The sequence below is a fragment of the Sphaerisporangium rhizosphaerae genome (genome assembly GCF_042665155.1).
Lineage (GTDB): Bacteria > Actinomycetota > Actinomycetes > Streptosporangiales > Streptosporangiaceae > Sphaerisporangium > Sphaerisporangium rhizosphaerae.
Genome location: NZ_JBHTCG010000006.1, coordinates 75,632 through 93,621 on the forward strand (window position 1 = coordinate 75,632; position 17,990 = coordinate 93,621).

General features: G+C 73.2%; 16 protein-coding genes and 1 riboswitch. Of the genes, 7 read left to right on the forward strand and 9 right to left on the reverse strand.

Features of this window, described 5'->3' with window-relative positions:
* Nucleotides 1-25: 25 nt before the first annotated feature.
* From ACFQSB_RS11040 to ACFQSB_RS11070, 7 genes are all read right to left on the reverse strand, one after another.
* A complete protein-coding gene (locus tag ACFQSB_RS11040; RefSeq protein ID WP_354843782.1) occupies nucleotides 26-634 on the reverse strand; it encodes a GTP-binding protein in 609 nt (202 codons plus the stop codon).
* A complete protein-coding gene (locus tag ACFQSB_RS11045; RefSeq protein ID WP_354843779.1) occupies nucleotides 615-1,004 on the reverse strand; it encodes a DUF742 domain-containing protein in 390 nt (129 codons plus the stop codon). The genes ACFQSB_RS11040 and ACFQSB_RS11045 overlap by 20 nt, the downstream gene beginning before the upstream one ends.
* Nucleotides 1,001-1,429, reverse strand: a complete 429-nt coding sequence (locus tag ACFQSB_RS11050; RefSeq protein ID WP_354843777.1) for a roadblock/LC7 domain-containing protein — start codon at nucleotides 1,427-1,429, stop codon at nucleotides 1,001-1,003. The genes ACFQSB_RS11045 and ACFQSB_RS11050 overlap by 4 nt, the downstream gene beginning before the upstream one ends.
* A gap of 112 nt (nucleotides 1,430-1,541) precedes the next feature.
* Nucleotides 1,542-3,920 (reverse strand): sensor histidine kinase, encoded by a 2,379-nt coding sequence (locus ACFQSB_RS11055; RefSeq protein ID WP_380826054.1) that lies wholly within the window; start codon nucleotides 3,918-3,920, stop codon nucleotides 1,542-1,544.
* 246 nt (nucleotides 3,921-4,166) lie between these two features.
* Nucleotides 4,167-5,933, reverse strand: coding sequence for a prenyltransferase/squalene oxidase repeat-containing protein (locus tag ACFQSB_RS11060; RefSeq protein WP_380826055.1), 1,767 nt, complete (start codon nucleotides 5,931-5,933; stop codon nucleotides 4,167-4,169).
* Nucleotides 5,930-6,808, reverse strand: coding sequence for a terpene synthase family protein (locus tag ACFQSB_RS11065; protein ID WP_380826058.1), 879 nt, complete (start codon nucleotides 6,806-6,808; stop codon nucleotides 5,930-5,932). The genes ACFQSB_RS11060 and ACFQSB_RS11065 overlap by 4 nt, the downstream gene beginning before the upstream one ends.
* Nucleotides 6,808-8,109 (reverse strand): cytochrome P450, encoded by a 1,302-nt coding sequence (locus tag ACFQSB_RS11070; protein ID WP_380826059.1) that lies wholly within the window; start codon nucleotides 8,107-8,109, stop codon nucleotides 6,808-6,810. The genes ACFQSB_RS11065 and ACFQSB_RS11070 overlap by 1 nt, the downstream gene beginning before the upstream one ends.
* Before the next feature lie 475 nt (nucleotides 8,110-8,584).
* Between ACFQSB_RS11070 and ACFQSB_RS11075 the strand changes: the two genes are divergently transcribed.
* From ACFQSB_RS11075 to ACFQSB_RS11105, 7 genes are all read left to right on the forward strand, one after another.
* Nucleotides 8,585-9,436: a Gfo/Idh/MocA family protein gene (locus ACFQSB_RS11075; protein ID WP_354843764.1), complete on the forward strand. Its 852-nt coding sequence runs from the start codon at nucleotides 8,585-8,587 to the stop codon at nucleotides 9,434-9,436.
* Nucleotides 9,437-9,538: 102 nt separating this feature from the next.
* Nucleotides 9,539-9,593, forward strand: a riboswitch (cobalamin riboswitch).
* A gap of 98 nt (nucleotides 9,594-9,691) precedes the next feature.
* On the forward strand, nucleotides 9,692-10,648 hold the full coding sequence (locus ACFQSB_RS11080) for an ABC transporter substrate-binding protein (protein ID WP_380826062.1): 957 nt from the start codon (nucleotides 9,692-9,694) through the stop codon (nucleotides 10,646-10,648).
* 178 nt (nucleotides 10,649-10,826) lie between these two features.
* Entirely contained in the window at nucleotides 10,827-11,831 is a 1,005-nt protein-coding gene (locus tag ACFQSB_RS11085; RefSeq protein WP_354925945.1) for a FecCD family ABC transporter permease, read from the forward strand.
* Between the two features lie 16 nt (nucleotides 11,832-11,847).
* Nucleotides 11,848-12,699 carry an ABC transporter ATP-binding protein gene (locus ACFQSB_RS11090; RefSeq protein ID WP_380826063.1) on the forward strand — a complete coding sequence of 284 codons (852 nt, stop codon included), beginning with the start codon at nucleotides 11,848-11,850 and terminating at the stop codon, nucleotides 12,697-12,699.
* The gene (locus ACFQSB_RS11095) at nucleotides 12,687-13,568 is read left to right on the forward strand and encodes an adenosylcobinamide amidohydrolase (protein ID WP_380826065.1); all 882 of its coding nucleotides are present in this window, start codon (nucleotides 12,687-12,689) and stop codon (nucleotides 13,566-13,568) included. Before ACFQSB_RS11090 ends, ACFQSB_RS11095 begins: the two co-directional genes overlap by 13 nt.
* A 102-nt stretch (nucleotides 13,569-13,670) precedes the next feature.
* Entirely contained in the window at nucleotides 13,671-13,916 is a 246-nt protein-coding gene (locus ACFQSB_RS11100) for a hypothetical protein (protein WP_380826066.1), read from the forward strand.
* Nucleotides 13,913-14,326: a type II toxin-antitoxin system VapC family toxin gene (locus ACFQSB_RS11105; protein ID WP_380826069.1), complete on the forward strand. Its 414-nt coding sequence runs from the start codon at nucleotides 13,913-13,915 to the stop codon at nucleotides 14,324-14,326. Before ACFQSB_RS11100 ends, ACFQSB_RS11105 begins: the two co-directional genes overlap by 4 nt.
* 33 nt (nucleotides 14,327-14,359) lie before the next feature.
* Here ACFQSB_RS11105 and ACFQSB_RS11110 read toward each other — a convergent pair whose 3' ends face one another.
* On the reverse strand, nucleotides 14,360-16,150 hold the full coding sequence (locus ACFQSB_RS11110) for a serine/threonine-protein kinase (protein ID WP_380826071.1): 1,791 nt from the start codon (nucleotides 16,148-16,150) through the stop codon (nucleotides 14,360-14,362).
* Complete coding sequence (locus ACFQSB_RS11115) at nucleotides 16,147-17,847, reverse strand: hypothetical protein (protein WP_380826072.1); 1,701 nt, start codon at nucleotides 17,845-17,847, stop codon at nucleotides 16,147-16,149. Before ACFQSB_RS11115 ends, ACFQSB_RS11110 begins: the two co-directional genes overlap by 4 nt.
* Nucleotides 17,848-17,990 lie beyond the last annotated feature (143 nt).

Consider the following 17,990-nt stretch of genomic DNA (forward strand, 5'->3'; position numbering starts at 1 on the left):
GCCCGGCCAGGAGCCGTGGTGCCGGTCAGCCGGCGACCGGCTCCTCGGCGCCGGTGCGGGTGCGCATCGCGTGCTGCACCAGTGTGACCAGCACGTTCTTGCTCGACTCCCGTTGCCGCGCGTCGCAGAGGACCACGGGTGTGGCGGGGCCGAGGTCGAGCGCCATGCGGATCTCCTGCAGGTCGTAACGCCTGGCGCCCTCGAAGCAGTTGACCGCGACGATGAACGGCGTGCCGCGCCGCTCGAAGTAGTCCACCGACGGGAAGCAGTCGGCCAGGCGGCGGGTGTCGGCGATCACCACGGCGCCCATCGCGCCCAGCGCCAGCTCGTCCCACACGAACCAGAACCGCTCCTGGCCCGGGGTGCCGAACAGGTACAGCACGTGGGCGTCGCCGATGGAGATGCGGCCGAAGTCCATCGCGACCGTGGTGGTCTTCTTCTCCTCCACGCCCGACAGGTCGTCCACGCCGACACCCCGGTCGGTGAGCGTCTCCTCGGTGCGCAGCGGGCGCGTCTCCGACACCGAGCCGACCATGGTCGTCTTGCCTGCCCCGAACCCGCCCGCGATCAGGATCTTGATCGCCGTGGGCAGCTTGGCGCGCGCCGCGCCGACGTCAGAGCGTACGGAGTCCATTGAGCACCGCCTTGTAGGTTTCCAGGTCGAGAACGTCCGTCTCCCGCGCGGGCTCCTGGATGGCGACGAGCCCTCGGTCCACGAGGTCGCCCAGCAGGACGCGGACGGTGCCGGCCGGCAGGTCCAGGTGGGCGGCGATCTCGGCGACCGACAACGGCCGCTCGCACAGCCTGACGATGGTGTGGTGCTCGGGGCCGAGGCCGGGCTCGGCCGCGGGCGCCGTGTTCAGGGTCACCACCAGGGTGATCAGGTCGATACGGCCCCGGCTCGGCTCGGTGCGCCCGCGCGTCATCACGTACGGGCGGACGATGCGCCCGGCCTCGTCGTCGAGCCACTGCTCCTCGGCCGGGTCGTCGGACAGGTGCGTCATGTGCCGCCCCCTTCCCTTCTGGCGGCGCCGTCGGAGCGGGCGGGCGAGGTGAGATACTGCCCGACACGGGTCACCAGCATGGCCATCTCGTAGGCGACCAGGCCCACATCGGCGTCGCCGGCGCACAGGACGGCCAGACAGGCGCCCTCTCCGGCCACGGTCACGACAAGGTAGGCCGACTTCATCGCGATGATGGTCTGCCGTACGGCTCCGCCCACGAAGCGCTCGCTGGCCCCCTGGGCCAGGCTCTGGATCCCCGCCGCCACCGCGGACAGGTGCTCGGCGTCGGCCCGCGTGAGGCCTTGCGATGTGGCCAGGAGCAGCCCGTCGGTGGACAGAACGATCCCGTGCTCGGCTTCCCTCACCCGCTCGACCAGGTCGTCCAGCAACCAGGCCAGGTCGGCGGGGGAACTCGTCCTTTGCATCACTCGCTGTCCTCTTTTACCGGCTCACACTGTTCACTACGTCGTCTCCATTGCTCTCCGGCGGTCACCTGGCGAGGCGGAGTTCGGTCACCCGCGGCCGTGGTCCGCGGGCTCACGGGGATGCGGTCGGAGGTTCGTCCTCCCGTGTCGGGGTGGCGTCCAGGCGGCGCGGCAGCCTGGCGGCGTCGGAGCGGCCGCGTTCCGTGCCGCTCTGGAAGGAGCCCATCAGCCGCCGCAGGTCCTCCGGCGACAGCTCGTCGTCCTCCTCGGCGGCGGCCGGGACCGGCGGCGGGGGCTGCTCGCGCAGCTCCGGCGCCAGGTGCGCCTGCGCGACGCGCCTGGGCAGCCCGGAAGGGGTGTAGGCGGGCCGCTCGGGCGGCGGGGGCGCCGGCAGGTCCGGCAGCTCGTGGACGGGTGGGTCGTCCCACCGCGGGGCCACCGTCAGCAGCGGCGGACGGGAATCCTCGGGATCGTCGGCGGCGTGCACGGGAACCTCCCCGGTCGGACTGTGCCCTCCCTGCCGGGGCTCCGGCACGCCGTTCAGCGGCACGCCGGCGGGCGCCGCGTCCGGCTCGATGGCGGGCTCGATGTCGGGCTCGATGTCGGAGTCGGACTCGATCAACTCGCGGGGGATCAGGACGACGACGGTCGTGCCGCCGTACGGAGAGGACTTCAGCGTGACCCTGATCTTGTGCCGCGAGGCCAGGCGGCTGACCACGTACAGGCCGAGGCGGGGCGTGCCGCTCAGCTTGAACTCGGGCGGGTCGGCGATGCGCTCGTTGGCCGCGGCGAGCTCGTCCGGGGGCATGCCGAGACCGCGGTCCTCGATCTCCACGACGTATCCCTTGGCGACCTCCTGGCCGCTTACCTGCACCGAGGCGTACGGCGGGGAGAAGGAGACGGCGTTCTCGATCAGCTCGGCGAGCAGGTGGATGACGTCGCCGATGGCCCGGCCGGCGAGCTGCGCCTCGCCCATGGGCATCAGCGTGACCTGGGTGTAGTCCTCCACCTCGGCGAGCGCGCCGCGGACCACGTCGACCATCGGCACCGAGCGCCGCCAGGCGCGGCCGGGGGAGGCGCCGGACAGGACGATGAGGTTCTCGGCGTTGCGCCGCATGCGGGTGGCCAGGTGGTCGACCCGGAACAGGTCGGCCAGCTCGCCCGGCTCGGTCTCCCGCTTCTCCATGGCGTCGAGGATGGTGAGCTGCCGGTGGACCAGCGACTGGGTGCGCCGGGCCAGGCTGAGCAGGATGCCCCGGTAGCCGCGCCGCAGCTCGGCCTGCTCCACCGCGACCGCGATGGCCGTCTCCTGGACGATGTTCAACGCCTGGCCCACCTGCCCGATGGCGTCGTTGCCGACCGCGAGCGGCGGCGCCTCGGCCTTGACGTCCACGTCGTCGCCCCGGCCGAGGCGTTCCACGACGCTCGGCAGCCTCTGCGAGGCCAGCTCCAGGGCGGCGGCGCGCAGCTCCTCCAGCCGCCGCACCAGCGCGCGGGCCGTGGTGATCGACAGCATGATGGACGCGATGACCGCGAGCAGGCCGAGACCTCCCATGAGCACCAGGCGGACGATGACGCCGACCGCGAGGGGCGTGGCCCGCTCGACCAGGGCGTCTCCGCTGTCCTGGATGAGCCGGTCGAGCTGGGAGAGGATGCTCTCGGCCGACGACCTCCACGTCTCCGCCCCGACGGGCGGCGGGCCGCCGCCCATGCCTTCCCGGATGAGCTGGTCTTCGGTCGAGCGGAAGCGCTTGAAGATCTCGCTGTTCTCCAGCCGCTGGAAGGCGGCGTGCTCCACCGTGGGGAGCTCGGAGGAGGCCCCGGCCAGGGTGTACCGCCGGGCGCCGACCATCTGGCTGAAGGTGACCGCCTCGGCCGGAGTGAGCCCGCCCGCCGCCAGCGCGCCGGCGACGAACGCGTCCTCCTGCGAGATCAGCTCTCTGGCCCGCGCCATCGCGACGAGGGTGCGGGTGTCCTTGGCGAAGTCCTGGTCGTCCAGGCCGGCCAGCGCGTCGTAGATGTTGTAGACCGACTCGACGACCTGGGTGAAGGCGTCACCCGCGGCGTGGCGGTCGATCTGGCCGGCGTCGATGCGCTTGCGCAGGGGCACCAGGCGCTGGAGCGACTGGTCGGCCGCCGCGATGCGGCGCAGCACGACGTCGCTCGCCGCGCGGCGCACGCTGGCGTCGCCGATCAGGCGGTGGAAGGTCTCTCCCGCCGCCAGCGTGCGCGCGCGCTGGGTGGTGAGCGTCCCGCTCGGTCGGTCGCGGAGGTCGTCCTCGCCCAGCGCGACCGTGGTCAGCAGGCGCTCGCGCTGGAGCTCGGTGATCAACCGCTCGGCCGGCTGGGACACGTTGGTGTCGAGTGTGTTCACCCACAGCAGGTTCAGGCCCTCGCGGAAGGTCACCCACGCCGCGAAACTCCAGAGCGCCACGAGTGATATCAGCAGAGCCGTGACCTTGGCACGTACCCGCGGATTGTGGAAGCGCATAACTCCATCCCTGGCCAAAGTCAGGAAGCCCTCCGTGCCGTCAGGGCGCATGATATCGGTGAAACCGCTGTGGAAGCATGTTATTGCATGGGTATCGCGTCGAAGCGGGCATTTCACCGTGTCGACCCCGGAACCTTAGCATGGAGGAAAACCGGTCACACGCTCCTGCTGTCAGCACCAGTAAACATGGCAGTTAAGGACGGTCCTATATGGTGACGTCTCCCGTATGGTGTCCGGTTAGTCGCATTAATGGGCGGATTTCAGATGCGGTGCCACCGTCGCGTCACGCCCCGCGAGATGCAGTGCGCCGATGATCGCCGCGCGGACGACCGCCAGCGGCGTGTACAGATCCTTGTCGTGCCACATGGGCGTGCACGGCTCGTCCTCGCCCGCGCGCAGCAGGTAGGCGTGCCCGGAGGCGACCGCGCGGTCGCGTCCGGGCTCCTCGCGCGCCGACTCGCAGAGCAGCAGCGTCTGCATGGCATAGGCGGTCTCCTCCGCCGTGCCCCGCCACAGCCCCCACGCGCCGTCCGCCCGCTGCCCCGACAGCACCCAGCGCACCGCCCGCCGCACGCGGTCGCGCTCGACGCGCCCGCCGCCGGCCGCGTCGAGCGCGACCGCGCAGCACATCGTCGCGTAGTAGGGGGACGCGTGCCACCGGTCCGACCAGCTCCCGTCGGCCGCCTGCCGTTCGAGCAGCCAGCCCGCGACCTCCGCCACCGCGGCCGCGTATCGCGGGGAGGCGTCCGGACGGCCGGTGGCGTACTCGCGAAAGCAGTCCAGGACGTGCGCGTTGGTCGTCGTCGAGAACCCCTGCTCGCCCTGCCAGGTCGCGAAGTGCGTCCCGGCCCGGTACCCCCACAGACTGTCGGGCTCCCCGGGCGCGCCCGCCAGGGCGAGGGCGTACAGGGCGACCGAGGTGGTGTCGGCGTCACCGGGCAGTCCCGCTCCCGCCGGGACGCCCTGCGGGCCGAGCCCCTCGTTCAGGCTCCGCAGCACCCGCGCCGGCATGGCGACCGGGACGCCCGCGCGAAGCAGCCAGCTCACCACCCAGCCGCGTTCGAACACGGTGATCGGCATTCCGCACGGCACCGGCCCGCCGTGCAGGCGCGCCACCGCCTCCAGGTGGACGCGCGCCGGATGGCCCGGCTCGGGAGCCCTCCCGGCGCCCAGCCACGCGGCCGTGGCGGCAGGCGAGGCGCCGACCGTCCCGGCCGGCGTGATCGGCACTCCGCGGGCGCCGGCCGCGGCGTCGCCCGCGACCTCCAGGGCGTGCATCAGCTTGTCCGGCAGCACGGCGCCCGCGCGCAGCGCCGAGCGGACGCCGGCCAGTTTGTCGGCCCGCATGCCCGGTGGCAGGGGCAGCGACGCCGCCCCGTCCCCCAGGGGGGAGGGGGCCAGGCCGCCCGCCCGCAGAGCCTCCAGATGCCCGTTCACCGCCTCCACCAGGTACGGGACGATCAGTTCGACCGCCGGCATGTCGGGGCGCGGGCCCGGGTACCCGCCGCGCGACCACCGCAGCAGCGCCCGCAGCCCGCGCCCGGCCGCCGCGGCCGGGGTCCTGTGCTCGCCGTCCAGGGGCGTGGTCGGCGGGCCGCCGCCGGTGGCGCCGCCCGCCGTGCCGCCGCGCCGCAGTTCGGCGAGCAGGGCCTCGGTGGCGCTCAGCGTGGGCACCAGGGCGTAGTCGTCATGCACGCCCCACGAGCCGTCCGGTCGCTGGGCACCCGTCAGGAACGCCACGCGCTCGGCGTGGCCGGTCAGCCACGGGGCCAGCGTGACCAGCCGCCCGGTCTCGTAGACCGACGCGGTGACCTCGCCCCAGGGGCGCTCCGTCAGCCCCCGGACCAGCGCGCCGGCCCGCGCCGCCAGGTGGCCTGCGGTGTTCCCCGTCGTGTCGCCCGCGGTGGGGGAGGCGTACCCGTTCGCCGAGCCGCCGCGGCTCATGGCCGCGCGGCCGTTGACGTGAGGCGTGGTGCGGTCCGATGCGCCGGTGGGCGGGAGCAGGGCGCTCACAGCCGCCCCCAGTACTCGCCGAGCGCGTAGAAGCCGGCGCAGAAGTCCATCTGGCGCTCCAGGTAGTCGGCCAGTCGCGGGTGGACGTCTCGCACGCCGCCGATCAGCTTCCCGGCCTCGGCGGTGAGCACGGCGACGCGGTCGCCGACCTCTTCGCGCGTGGCGCCGATCAGCAGGGCGTTGACGTCTCCCCAGCTCCGGTCCCGCTCATAGCTGCTCAGGTCGTTGAGCAGCCGCATCACCCGCTGCACCGCGCGGGCCGCCTCGCGCACCTGCCGCGCGGCCGTCGGGGCGTCCGGGCCGCCGGTGGCGATCCAGTGGCAGGTGAACACCAGGCTGAAGGCGTGGTTGTCGGCGTTGGCCAGGTACTCCTCCATCGACGGGGTGGTCTGGGCGGCCTTCCAGTCCCACTCCCGCACCATCGCCTCGAGCGTGCGCCGCACTTCGTCCTGCCAGATGTCCTCCATCGCCGGCCACGCCGGCGCCCCGGCCAGCCCGGCGCGGATGTCGGCGAGCATCCGGGCAAGGTCGTCCCCGGGTGGCGGCCCCTCGCCGGCCGCCACCTCCAGGCAGACCCGCGCGTGGCCGCGGACCTCCTCCGCCGAGGTGAGCGCGTAGTCGATCAGCCAGTCGAGCGCGAACGCCCACAGGCACGCCTTGTTCGCCGTCCTCAGCTCCTCGGCGGTGTGCCGCGGTCCGCTGAACGCCATCGCCATCGCCACCGTGCCGTACAGCGCGGCGTCGAACGGCTTGGCGGAGAACAGGGCGGGGTAGGCGGCCGCCCACTCGGTCATGTGCCGCTGCGATCGTCCGGCCACCGCGGCGGCCCGCCCGCACTCCACGGCGCTCAGGCCGTGCGCGAAGGACGCCGCCATCACAGCGCCCCACGCAGCAAGTGGGGAGCGCGTACCAGTGCCAGCTCCACCCTCTCCTTCGGGCGCAGCGACCCGGCCGCGGCCGGCGTGAACGGCCCGCCGCCGCGCACCACCGGGCGGAATCGGCTCAGCAGCGCCGCCACGATGAGCGGCGCGGCCATGTCGAACAGATGCCGGCCGAGGCACTGGTGGGGTCCGCCGCCGAAGGGGAAGTAGGCGTACCTGTGCCTGCGCTCCTGCCGGCCGGGCGCGAACCGCTCGGGGTCGAACTCCAGCGGGCGTTCCCAGAACTCGTCCAGCCGGTGGGTCGCGTAGGGGGTGATCAGCACCTGCGCTCCGGCCTCGATCTGCACCCCGCCGACCAGGTCGGCCCGCTTGGCCATGCGCGGGAACAGCCAGCCCGCCGGCCGCAGGCGCATCAGCTCCTGCAGGACCATCTTGGTGTAGCCCAGCTCGGGCAGGTGGGAGGCCCGGACCGGCCCATCGCCGACGACCCGGCCGACCTCCTCGTAGAGGCCGGAGGCGACCTCCGGATGGGCGGCGAGCGTCGCCCACAGCCAGGTCAGCGTCGTGGCCGTGGACTCGGCCGCCGCCCCGTAGACGCTGACGACGTCGTCGCGCACCTGTCGCTCGCCGGCCCCCTGCTCCTCGCGGGCCCGGACGAGCGTGGAGAACACGTCGGTGCCGGACCGCCGCCGGTCCCGGTCCTGCCTGATCATCGGCAGGACGACGTCGTCGATCCGCTGGACCGCGTCCATGAAGGCCCGGTCGCCGGGGAGCCGGACGCTGTACGGCATCGACGGCAGGAGCAGGCGGAAGGCGATCGAGCGCGCCGCGCGGTCGTAGGCGGGGGACAGGCGGCGCCCGCCCTCACGCGACAGCCGCCCGGCGAACAGCACCTTGATCACCGTCTGGTTGACGACGTCGGCCAGTTCCTCGCCCGCGTCGAACGAGCGCCCCGACGCGGCGTACGGCTCCAGTTCGGCGATCCGCTCGTCCACCGCCGCCGCCATCTGCTCGGCGAGGGAGGCGACGTACCTGGCGGTGAACAAGGGCTGCAGGATCTCGCGGCTGCTCTGCCAGGCGGCTCCGTCGTCCAGGACGCTCGCGCCGAGCAGCCGCTGGAGGGGCCGCCAGAACATCCCCTGGCGCTGGTAGTTCTCCCAGTTGCCGCGCAGGACGTGCTGGACGTCGTCGGGGTGGCTGACGAGGTAGATCGACGGGGTGCCCACGGGCAGCCGGACGATGCCTCCCGCCGACTCCCTCCCCAGTTCCGCCAGCATGTTCACCGGGTCGCGCACGATTGGCGCGAGTATCCGGCGGAGCGGAATTGTTCGGGCACGCCGGGGGGAAGCGACGACCGACATCGTGACTACTCCAATTGTGAGCTGCTTGTGGGGTATCCGGGGTCATGTCTTGACGGCGTGGACTGTTCCGTCTTGCGACGCGGGCACCGGCCCAGACGAGGTCAGGCGTCGGTCGACGGGGCACGTCCGGCCTGTTCGGAGCACGTCTGTGTCGGGCACCGCTCGCCGCATGACCACGAATGCGACAATTGCTTACTCTCCTGGCAAATTGGTGCAGGCCCAATGAGCTATCACGATCTACGACTCCGATCAAGTTTCCGGGCAACTAATGATTTTTTTCGTCAGATATGGTATTTGCTGGTCTTTCCGGGCCCCCGCATCCGAGCGGTCGGCCGGAGATGCCGCGCGCCCGGCTGAGGCTCGGCTAGTCTCGCCACGATTGATCTGATAAGTCGGGAGCTGATGCGTCGTGGAACCGGTGTCGGTGGGCCTGATCGGAGCGGGGCCGTGGGCGGAGGCCGTCCACGCCCCCACCATCGCCGCGGGGCCGCACACGCGGCTGACCGGCGTCTGGGCCCGCAGGCCGAGAGCCGCCGCCCGGCTCGGCGTCCCGGTGTACGAGCGCCTGGAGGAGTTGTTCGAGGTCTGCGAGGCCGTCGCCTTCTGCGTGCCGCCCGCCGTGCAGGCCGAACTGGGCGTCCTGGCCGCCCGCGCCGGCAAGGCGCTGCTGCTGGAGAAGCCCCTCGCCGCCGACCTCGACGGGGCCAAGCGCCTGGCCGACGCCGTGGGCGAGGCGGGGGTCGCCTCCCAGATGGTGCTGACCTTCCGGTACTCGGCCACGACCAAGGCGTTCCTCGAACGCGTGCGCGCCATCGAACCGTTCGGCGGATACGCGATGAACGTTTCAGGAGCCCTCTACACCATCGACTCCCCGTGGCGGCAGGAGCGGGGAGCCATCCTGGACGTCGGACCGCACATGATCGACATGCTGGACGCCTCCCTCGGGCCGGTCACCGGCGTGCGCGCCCACGGCCACACCCTCGGCTGGGTGGGCCTGCTGCTGGAGCACCAGAGCGGCGCGGTGAGCGAGGCGTCGCTGTCCATGGCCGCCCGCGTCGACCACGGCGCCTCCCAGGTCGCGGTGTTCGGCCGCCAGGGCACCGAGACCCTCGACGGCGGCGATCTCGGCTACGACGTCTTCCCCGACATGGTCGCCGAGTTCGCCCACACCGTCCGCCGCGGCGGGGGCCACCCCCTCGACGCCCGCCACGGCCTGCGCCTGCAGGAGATCATCGCCGCCGCCGAGGCCCAGCTGCGCTGATCATCGCAGGTCAGGGGCCTCGGGCACGGGTGGGTTCCGACCCCTCGTGTCCGATCCCGCCGGGGGTTGGTACCGTTCCCCTGACGCGCGCAGCGCAGCGAAGCCGGTGAGAGTCCGGCGCTGTCCCGCAACTGTGAGGCCCTCCGGCCGAGCCAGGTCGCCTGCGTGCCGCGCCGACGCCATCAACCCTCGTGGAAAAGGGTGATCCGTCATTTCGCGGGTCTCTCGATTCCCGGCAACTGGAGGAATCCCCTCGTGAGGCCCGTGCACACGGCCTTGGCGGGCGCGTTGCTGGGTGCGCTGACGCTGGCCGCATGCGGCCAGTCCGGCGGCACCGCAGCAGGCTCCGCCACCCCGGCCACCCCCGCCCCCGCCGCCTCTTCACAGGCGCCCGGCTTCCCGGTCACCGTCCAGGCCGGCAACGGCGCGGTCACCATTCCCGCCAAGCCCGCGCAGATCGTCTCGCTCTCGCCCACCGCGACCGAGAACCTGTTCGCCATCGGCGCCGGCCCGCAGGTCGCCGCGGTCGACGACCAGTCGACCTACCCCGCCGACGCCCCGAAGACCGACCTGTCCGGCTTCAAGCCGAACGCCGAGGCGATCATCGCCAAGAAGCCCGACCTGGTCGTGCTCGCCAACGACACCGGCGGCGTCGTGGCCGCGCTCACCAAGGTCGGCATCCCCGTCCTGCTCGAGCCGGCCGCGACCAAGCTGGAGGAGAGCTACGACGAGATCGCCGACCTCGGCGCCGCGACCGGAAACCCCGGCAAGGCCGCCCAGGTCACCTCGGACATGAAGGCGCAGATCGAGCGGCTCGCCGCCGCCGCGCCCAAGGACGCCGGGCTGACCTACTTCCACGAACTGGACAACACCCCGTACTCGGTCACCTCCGGTACCTTCATCGGCCAGATCTACGGGATGTTCGGCCTGACCAACATCGCCGACAAGGCCCCGGACGCCGCCGGAGGCTACCCCAAGCTCTCCAGCGAGTTCGTCGCCAAGGCCGACCCGGACCTGATCTTCCTCGCCGACACCAAGTGCTGTGGTCAGTCCAAGCAGACCCTGGCCAAGCGGCCCGGCTGGGGCGGCCTGTCGGCGATCAAGAAGGACCAGGTGTTCCCGATCGACGACGACATCGCCTCCCGCTGGGGCCCGCGCGTCGTCGACTTCGCCAAGGCCGTCGACGCGGCGGTCAAGAAGGCCGCCGGCTGACCGGCCCGGCCCCGAACCACCTGCGAGAACCATGACCGGCACCCGCCCGGACCCCTCCCCGCCCTCCGTGCCCGCCCCTCCCTGCGCCACGGAGGACCACCCCGCCATCTCCCCGGAACCGGCCGCCTCCGGGCAACCGGCCACCGGGGAACCGGCCGCCTCCGTGGAACCGGGGAGGATGCGGCCGGTGGTGCCGTTCGTCGCGGCCGGCCTGCTCGCGGTCTGCCTGCTGGCCGGGCTGATGATCGGCGCGGCCGGGCTGCCGCTCAAGGGCGTCGTGCTGGAACTGCTGGACCGGTTGCCGTTGGTCTCGGTGCACTCCGGGCTGTCCCCGGTCGAGCGCGGGCTGCTCTTCGAGCTCAGGATGCCCCGCGTCGTGCTGGCGGCGATCGTCGGCGGGCTGCTGGCGATGGCGGGCGCCGGCTACCAGGGCGTGTTCCGCAACCCGCTCGCCGACCCGTACCTGCTCGGCGCCGCCGCCGGCGCGGGCCTCACCGCCACCCTGGTCATCGTCCTGGTCCAGGCCGAGGGGCTGGTGCCGCTGGCGGCCTTCGGCGGGGCGATCGGCGGCGTGCTGCTGGCGTACGCGCTGGGCAACACGGCCGCGCGAGGCGGCGGCACCGCGACCCTGGTCCTGGCCGGGGTGGCGGTGGCCTCCTTCCTGTCGGCGTTGCAGGCGTTCGTCCAGCAGGTCAAGGTCGAGCAGCTCCAGCGCATCTACTCGTGGATCCTCGGCGGCATCGGCGGCGACTGGTCGCAGGTGTGGCTCGTCGCCCCCTACGCCCTGGTCTCGGCGGCCGTGCTGATGGCGCACGGCCGCCTGCTCGACGTGCTGTCGGTCGGTGACGACGAGGCCGGCAGCCTCGGGGTGAACGCGGCTCGCGTCCGGCTCGTGGTGCTGTGCGCGGCCTCGCTGGCCACGGCGTCGGCGGTGGCCGTCAGCGGGCTCATCGGGTTCGTCGGCATCGTCGTGCCGCACGCCGTCCGCCGCCTCGCGGGCGGGTCCTATCGGGTGGTGCTGCCGATCTCGCTGCTGGCGGGGGCCGCGTTCCTGGTGCTCGCCGACCTGGTCGCCCGCACCGTCCTGGCCCCGGCCGAACTGCCCATCGGCGTGGTCACGGCCTTCATCGGCGCCCCCTTCTTCGTCGCGGTGCTGCGCGCCACCAGGGCGGTGGAGGCATGACCACGAGGAGACGGTCGTGAGCGCGATCGAGGTGAGCGGGCTGTCGGTGTCGCTCGGCGGGCGGACGGTGCTGTCGGACGTCGGGCTGTCGGCGCGCGACGGCGAGTGGCTTGCGGTCATCGGCCCGAACGGCGCCGGCAAGTCCACGCTGCTGCGCGCGATGATGGGCCTGCTGGACGCGCGGGGCGAGGTGCTGGTGGACGGACTGCCCGCGCGCTCGCTCAAGCCGCGGCAGCGGGCCCGGCTGATGGCCTACGCCCCCCAGAACCCCCTGCTCCCGCCCGGCCTGACCGTCCTGGAGTACGCCCTGCTGGGACGCACCCCCTACATCTCCTACCTCGGCCGCGACGGCAGGCACGACCGCGAGGTCACCGAGTCCGTCCTGGAACGCCTGGACCTGGCCGGCCTCGCGCGCCGGCCGCTCGCCCACCTGTCCGGCGGCGAGCGCCAGCGAGTCGTGCTCGCGAGGGCGCTGGTCCAGCGGGCGCCCGTGCTGCTGCTCGACGAGCCGACGACCGCCCTCGACCTCGGGCACCAGCAGCAGGTGCTCGAACTGGTCGATCGGCTGCGCCTGGCGGACGGGCTGACGATCGTCACGACCGTCCACGACCTCAGCGTGGCCGGGCAGTACGCCGACCGGGTCCTGCTGATCGCCGACGGCCGCGCCGTCGCCTCCGGACCGGTCGGCCGGGTGCTCACCGAGCCGCTGCTGGCCGCCACCTTCGGCGCTCACGTCCGCGTCGCCCAGGGCGAGGACGGCCGCCCCCTGGTCAACCTCGTCCGCCCCACCGTCCCCGTGCCCTCCCGCCCAGCGGGCGGTCCGGAGGAGACGGGCGGTCCGGAGGAGGGTGACGCGTGCTCTCCCTGAGCCATCGGCATGAGGACGGCGCCCGTCTGGCCTGTCTGCTGTGGCGGCTCGGGCCCGGATGGCGGGCCGTCTCCTCGGCCATGCTGGGAGGCGGCATCGGCCCGGTGGAGTGGGTGCTGAACGCGCAGGTCGTCGGCGCCTACTCGCGGATGGACCCGGTCGCGCACCTGCTCGAACTCGCGCCGCCCGGACGCGGGGTCGGCATGCTGACGGCGGCCTCGGTCGCCGACCACACCCGCGCGCACGACGGGGGAGTGGACGCCGTGGCCACCGTGGGCCTGCGCGTCCCCACCTGGGCCGCCTCCCCCGAAGGCACCCCCGACCCCGAACTCCGCCTCGACCCTGAATCCCGTCCCGCCCCCGAAGCCCGTCCCGACCCTGAATCCCGTCCCGCCCGTGAACCCCGTCCTGCCCCTCAGCCTCGCTCCGCCCCGGAGTCCGGGCCGGCCTCCGGACTCCCTCCGGCCACTGGGCCGTACCCGGACCGCGACTCCAGCGCCCGGGGAGGGCCGGACACCCGGCCGGTCTTCCCGGCGCCGGGGACGATCAACATCATCGTGGCCGTCCCGGTGGCGATGAGCGACGCCGCCCTGGTCAACGCCGTGATGACCGTGACCGAGGCGAAGGCGCAGGCCCTGGCCGAGGCAGGGTACGCCTGTACGGGCACCGCCTCGGACGCCGTGTGCGTCGCGGTCCGCGCCGAGGGCCCGGAGGAGCCGTTCGGCGGCCCGAGGTCCACGTGGGGCGCCCGTGTCGCCAGAGCCGTGCACCGCTGCGTCCTCGCCGGCGCCCACGCCTGGCCCACCCTCGACCACACCCCCGCCTCCCCCTCCCGCCCGTTGCCTCCACATCCTTGGCCCACCCCCTGAGACGACCGGCTCACCCCACTCCTAGACCCACGCTCCGGCCGTCGTCGATGCGGATCACCGGCAACGCCGATCTCCGGAAGTGGCGCGGCGTACACTCATGATGTGGACGCCGCGCGTGATTACGACGACCTGCATGCCCTGGTGGACCGGCTCAAGCCAGACCAGGCACGCCGGTTGCGCGCGGTCGCCCTGCGTCTGGTCCAGTCCGGCGACGTCCTTGAAGGGGCGAGTGCGGAGCAATCGGGCAGACGCCGGCTCTCTTTCATCGGCATGATGAACTCCGGGGTGGGCGATCTCGCCGAACGGCATGAAGAAGTCCTCAAGGAGGGCTTGGATCGTCCGATGTGACGACCCTCCTCGATACCGGCCCGCTCGTGGCGGCCCTGGACGCCGACGACAAGAGCCACCACCGCTGTGCGGAGTTCCTGGAAACGGCTCCCGGCCCCCTCCTGGTTCCCGCCCCTGTCATGGTCGAGGTGTGCTGGCTGCTCGAGAAGTACCGTGGTGCCCGCGCCGAGGCCGCTTTCATCGACTCTCTCGTCACCGATCAGATGACCTTGCTCGATCTGGCCGATGGCGATCTCGCCCGTGTGGCCCACCTGGTGCGGACGTACGCGGACCTGCCGCTCGGCGTGGTGGACGCCTCGGTCATCGCGATCGCCGAGCGGCTGGGGCTTCGGGAGATAGCGACGCTCGATCATCGCCATTTCCGCGTGGTGCGGCCGGTTCATGTGCCCGCGTTCAGGTTGCTTCCTTGACCGCCGAGCCGGTGCCGCCGGCCGCGGGGGCGGCTAGGAGGTGAAGGCGACGGTGGTGAGGGTGTGGTCGATGGTGGGCTGGTGGCATTTGCCGGGTGGGCAGAAGAAGGCGAGGAGGCCGACGGGCTGGCCCTGGCCGCGGCCGATGATGTAGACGATCAGGTCGAGGCGTCCCTGCTGGGCCGGGTCGTTGACCACGCCGGTCAGGCGGAAGGCGGGCTTGCCCGCCACGGTGTCGGTGGTGAGCGCCGAGGCGAAGTCGGCCGGGCCCGGCAGCACGAAGCTCAGGCTGCGCTTGAGGGTCTCGGGCGGGTCTGAGGTGGTGATGGCGTCGTTGAGCTCGGCGAACACGCCCGTCGCCCGTTCGGGGTGGGTGCCGAGCAGCGCGTTGACCGCCGTCCAGTCGGAGGCGATGGGCACGGAGAAGAGCGCGTCGAACTCCGCCGCCGCCGGGGAGACGACCGCGTACTCGTCGGCGTGCGTGCGCGCCTCCCACCCGCCCGGGTACTCGAAGGTCATCGGCGCCGCCGTGCTGCCGGGATAGCGCTTGGCCCCCAGGGGAGCCGTCCCCTGGTTGAGCAGCAGGGTGGCGGCGACCGCGGAGGCGACCATCGCCGCGCCGGCGCCCCCCAGCGCGCCCGCCAACCGGCCGCGCCGGCGCCGGGGCGCGGCGGGACGCGGGCCGGTGGCCACGCCCGGCCGGGTGGCCGGGCCGAGGGAGGCGTGCGCGGACCCCGCCGGGTCCGCCGCGGCGAACGCACGCAGGGAGGTCGTCGGCTCGGCCGAGCCCATGGCCTCGCCCCGCGGCCCGGAATGGCCGTCGTACGGGCCGTCGTACGGCCCGCCGGGCGCGTACGGCGGCTCGCCGGCTGCGTGCGGACCGGGGTGGGCGTACGGGGGGTCGGTCGCGGGCGCGGCGTGCCGGCCCGGACTCGCCTGCTGCACGCCGGTGGGCTGGTCGTCGGAGCTGATCGCGTCCCGCAGGGCGGCGACGAACTGGCGGCAGGTGACGTACCGCTCGTTCGGCGACTTGGCCAGGGCGCGGAGCATCACCTGGTTGACCGAGTGCGGCAGGTCGGGCCGGTAGGGGGTGAGCGGCGGCGGGTCGTGCGATACGTGCGCGTACAGCAGGGCCAGTTCGGTGTCCCGCTGGAACGGCGGCGACCCGGTGAGCGCCTCGTAGACGACGCAGGCGAACGCGTACAGGTCGCTGCGCCCGTCCACGGGCAGCCCGCGGATCTGCTCGGGCGCCACGTAGCGCGGGGTCCCCATGAAGTGGCCGTGGCTGGTCAGCCCCGCCTCGGAGAAGGTGCTCTTGGTGAGCCCGAAGTCGGTGAGGTAGACGTGCTCGGGGTCGCGTTCGGACCCGTCGGCGACCAGGATGTTGGCCGGCTTGACGTCCCTGTGCACGAGCCCGTGCTGGTGGGCGGCGTCCAGCGCCGAGGCGATCTGGGAGAACAGGCGGTAGGCGCGGGCCACCGGCAGCGGGCCGCTGCCCTGGATGAGTTTGCGCAGGTCGGCCCCGTCGACGTACCGCATGGCGATGAACAGCAGGTCGCCGTTCTCACCCGCCTCGTAGATCGGGATGATGTTGGGGTGGTCGACCGCCGCGACCAGGCGCGACTCGCGGACGAACCGGTCGCGGAAGCGCTGGTCCGCCGACAGTTGCGGCGCCAGCACCTTCAGCGCCACGGCGCGGCCGAGCCGCCGGTCGCGCGCCCGGTAGACGGTCGCCATGCCGCCGCGCCCGACGACCGCCTCGATGAGGTAGTCGGCCACCTGGGTGCCGATCAGCGGCGGCATCGAGAAACCCTGTTCGCTCATTGGTCCACCGGGTTCCCGCAGAAGCCGCAGAAACGGTGCGCCTTCTGCAACCGCATGCCGCACTGCGTGCAGAACCGCGCCTGCGCGCCGGACGCGGTCCCCTCAGGGCCGCCGGCCGGCGTACCCGGACCGCCGGCGGGCGTGGCGGGGCCGGCGGCCGGCGTGCCCGATCCGCCGGTGGGCGTGGCGGGGCCGGCCACGGGCGTGCCGGCGACACCGGCGGGCGTGGATGGCCCGCCGGCCGGGGCCGGGCCGCCCTGCTGCCCTGTGCCGGGCGCGCCGAACGGGGACTGGCGGTACGGGGGGAAGGAGCCGTCGCCCGGGTGCGGCGGTTCCATCGTCTGGGTGCCGCCCGCCGGCCTCCCGGAGCCGCCCCCGGGGCCCGCCGGGGCGAGAGAGCCGAGCGAACCCGCCGGGCCCGCGGCCGTACCGGAGACCCCCGAGACCGCGGGGAACGATTCGAGCAGGCCGTCGCCCGCCGCCTCGCCGGCCGTCCGGCGGCGCCGCCGCAGCATGAGCGGCACCGCGACGGCGACCGCGGCGGCGACGGCGACGATGCCGGCGGACACCGGCAACAGCAGCGGCGCGAGGCCGGAGGCCTTCTGGGCGACGGCCGGAGCCTTGCTCTGCCCGGCCGAAGGGGTGCCCGCGCGGTTGGCCCGGGCGGTGCGCAGGTGGTCCTGGGCGACGGCGTGGTCGGGACGCAGCCGCAGCACCTGCTCCAGGACCGGTATCGCGTTGGCGTAGAACTTGTTGTGGAACGGCGCGAGCGCCGTCTCGTACACCACGTCCACCGGCCCCCGCCGGGCGGTCACGTCGGCGGCCACCAGCGCGGCTCGGATGTCGTCCACCGGGGTCAGCGTCGCCGCGTCGCCGCTGCCGGTGAGCAGGCCGATGACCTCGCTCCTGCCGTCGTCGACCACGGCGCCGCCGTCGCCGTCCTCGCTCAGGAACGTGGCGAGCTTGGCGCGTTCGGCCTCTTTGAACGTGCGCCCGCCCGGCGGGTCGAGGTGGGCCGTCTGGACCTTCGGCGGGGCCTTGGCGCTGGGCCGGCTCGGCAGGCCGATGGTGTCCACCGACTCGATGCCGCTGCCCAGCGTCGTGCCGAGCGGCACGGTGGGCAGCGTGCCGTCCTCGCCGCCCTTGGTGAGCTTGAGCACGGCGGGCGAGCCGGGCGAGGCGCCGGTGCGCAGCAGGTCGGCCGGGTACCCCTCGGGCACGGGCGGGTCCGCGTACGGGAACACCGTGATCTTGGGGGCTGTGGTGGCGATGCAGTTGGAGTTCTGCCGGTGCGGCGGGTAGCAGGCCTGCAGGCGGGCGTTGAGCTCGGGGTTCTTCAGTTTGTGCCGGGAGAAGTCGGCCGGGATCTTGACCTTGAAGTACTCCGCGAAGACCCGGTTGGCGGCGTAGACGGCGGGGTCCTTGCTCGGCCGCACGACGCCGGTGGCGGTGACCACGACGCCGTCGGGGGAGACGGTGAACCCGCTGCCGGTGCCGACCGGCGTGTCGTACTCGCGCACGACCTGCTGGATGACCCCTCGGTCGTCGAGCAGGTTGATGGTCACGTGGGCTTTCGCCTCCACGCGGACCGTTCCAGGGGTCACTCGGTCGGTGGAGCCGCTGGGATGGGGGTGCATGGGAAGGATGAGCGATCCGAGGACGCTCAGCCCCGCGACGAGGTGGTGCAGGCGGGGCATCTCCGCCTCCTGTTCCGGACCTGGTTGAGTCCAGAGTCTCAGCGCGGACAGCCTCGTTCAAGGCTCCTCCGGCCGCCGTCACGCACTTGCAATCGGTCGTTGAACGATCTGCGACAGCCGTCTCGCGATCTTGAACGACTTGG